A 439-nucleotide genomic window follows, 5' to 3' on the forward strand; every position below is an offset into this window, starting at 1 on the left:
CCTTTAGAATGAAAGTATAAGGCCCGGGAGTATGCGCCTTAATTTGCCGATATTGCCCGTTATTTACCTTGGCATATACTGCGATATCACTGAGATCTCTACACACTAAAGTAAAGTTGTGTTTTTCGGTAAGTCTTCGAATTGTGCGAATCCTGTCCGCTCCGTTCTTGTTGCCAATATCGCAGGCTAATGCATAAGCCGAATCTGTCGGATAGGCGATCACGCCCCCGGATTTAATGATATCTACCGCTTGACGAATAAGACGCTGCTGCGGGTTTTCTGGATGTATTTGAAAGAACTGGCTCATAGAAAGCTACCCATTCTTAGAGCCCCCCATACAATTCGGTGACTGCAACGACTTATCTCTCTGCTCCTGCCATTCAGCCGGGGTATAAAGATGTAACGCCAATGCATGCAAGCCCTCGTTCATTAACGACGA

The 439-nt window shown here is 46.2% G+C and carries 1 protein-coding gene; it reads right to left on the reverse strand.

Annotated elements, in window-relative coordinates; all coding sequences use genetic code 11:
• Positions 1-307: Sua5/YciO/YrdC/YwlC family protein (locus tag A3750_RS12395; RefSeq protein WP_197475017.1), on the reverse strand; the 307-nt coding region annotated here is incomplete at its 3' end.
• Positions 308-439 lie beyond the last annotated feature (132 nt).

Source organism: Oleiphilus sp. HI0079, from assembly GCF_001635105.1.